A 1846-nucleotide genomic window follows, 5' to 3' on the forward strand; every position below is an offset into this window, starting at 1 on the left:
AAATTACTGCTCATGGATGAGCCGACAGCCGGCATGGCGCCAAGAGTGCGGAATGACCTGATGGCGTTGACTAAACAACTGGTCATTGACCGGGGCATGGCGGTGCTGTTTACCGAGCACAGCATGGACGTGGTGTTTGCCTATGCCGACCGCATGATCGTGCTGGCGCGCGGCCGGTTGATTGCGGAAGGCAAGCCACTGGAAATTCGCGACCACCCCGAAGTCCAGGAAGTCTATTTTGGCAGTGGCAAAACTTTCGAGAAGAAAGCCATTGAAAAGGAGATGGCGTAATGCGCGACGGCAAAGAGATGCTGCTGGAGGCGAAAGACCTGTCGGCCTGGTATGGTGCGGCGCAAATACTGTTTGGCGTCAATCTCTCGGTCGGGCGCGGCGAGGTCGTCGCCTTGATGGGGCGCAACGGCGCCGGCAAATCGACCACCCTGAAGACGCTGATCGGGATGCTCGACAAGCGGCGTGGCAGCGTGACCTTTCTTGGCAAAGATATCTCCGGCAGTGAGCCACACCATGCGGCTCGCATGGGTCTGGGGTTTGTGCCGGAAGACCGGCGAATCTTCACCGACCTGACCGTGAATGAAAACCTGGAAGTAGGACGGCAGGCGCCGCGCCGCTGGCCCGACGGCAGCGAGGCTCCCTTGTGGACGCAGGAACGCCTCTTCAAGCTGTTTCCCAACCTCGGTGAGATGCCCACGCGCCCCGGCGGCCGCATGAGTGGCGGCGAGCAGCAAATGCTGACGGTGGCCAGGACCTTGATGGGAAATCCCTATCTGGTTCTGCTTGACGAGCCTTCCGAAGGCGTAGCGCCCGTCATTGTGGAGCAAATGGCCAACATGATTCTGGAGCTGAAGGCCCATGGCGTGAGCATTCTGCTGTCCGAGCAAAACATGCATTTCGCCGAACTGGTGTCAGACAGGGCGTACGTCCTGGAGAAAGGGCAAATCCGTTTTGAAGGATCCATTGCGGAGCTGGCTGCCAATGAAGAAGTGCGCCGTGCCTATCTCAGTGTGTAGGCTGCGCCGCAACCTGGTTATGGTTCGGTAAATATGGGTTTGACAGTCACGCTTTCCGTTAATCAGCAAAAGCGTACGCTGCCTGTTGCGGAGCAGGCCAGCCTGCTGACGGTGCTGCGTAACGATTTCGCGCTGAATGGCCCGAAATATGGCTGCGGTCTGGGRGAGTGTGGCGCATGCACCGTGCTGGTCGACGGTGTGGCGGCACGCGCTTGCGTTATTCCGGCGTGCGGCGTGGCGGGCCGCGAAATCACCACCCTTGAGGGTCTGGGTACGCCGGCGGCCCTTCACCCGGTCCAGCAGGCGTTTATCGAAGAGCAGGCCGCCCAGTGCGGCTACTGCCTGAACGGCATGATCATGATGACCGTCGCATTGCTGGCGCGAAACCCCGCGCCTGGCGAGGATGACATACGCCGCGAGCTGTCAGGCAATCTCTGCCGCTGCGGCACGCACCTGGAGATCGTGAAGGCTGTGCTGCGTGCGGCAGAGCTGACGCGCCAAAGCCTTGCCCGGGGTAACTCGCCATGACGCGTCGCGCCGATGCGCCCCTGACACGCGCCGATTTTCATGCGGCCAGCGGCGTCTTGCTGGTGAGCCGCGAGCCGCCGCCGGCGCCTCCACCCGCCCGTGGCCAACCTGCACTGGTCAGCGCCAATCCGCAAGAGGGCGTTGAAATACTGGTTGCCGTGTGGGATGACGGCAGCGTGACGGCCCTGAACGGCCATGTAGATCTTGGCACCGGTATCCGGACGGCCCTGGCGCAGATCGTGGCTGAAGAGCTGGACGTTGCGCTCGGGCAGGTCAGCATGGTTCTTGGG

Annotated in this window: 4 protein-coding genes; all 4 read left to right on the forward strand. The window is 61.6% G+C overall.

The window, feature by feature from the left end; all coding sequences use genetic code 11:
* On the forward strand, positions 1-291 hold a 291-nt coding region (locus tag AC1D1X_RS22095), incomplete at its 5' end, for an ABC transporter ATP-binding protein C-terminal domain-containing protein (RefSeq protein WP_477699196.1).
* Entirely contained in the window at positions 291-1028 is a 738-nt protein-coding gene (locus AC1D1X_RS22100) for an ABC transporter ATP-binding protein (RefSeq protein ID WP_477669080.1), read from the forward strand. The genes AC1D1X_RS22095 and AC1D1X_RS22100, both read left to right, overlap by 1 nt.
* Before the next feature lie 33 nt (positions 1029-1061).
* Positions 1062-1556: a (2Fe-2S)-binding protein gene (locus AC1D1X_RS22105; protein WP_477669081.1), complete on the forward strand. Its 495-nt coding sequence runs from the start codon at positions 1062-1064 to the stop codon at positions 1554-1556.
* A partial coding sequence (locus AC1D1X_RS22110) for a molybdopterin cofactor-binding domain-containing protein (RefSeq protein ID WP_477699197.1) occupies positions 1553-1846 on the forward strand: 294 nt, incomplete at its 3' end. The genes AC1D1X_RS22105 and AC1D1X_RS22110, both read left to right, overlap by 4 nt.

The organism is Polaromonas sp. P1_G4 (genome assembly GCF_056405475.1).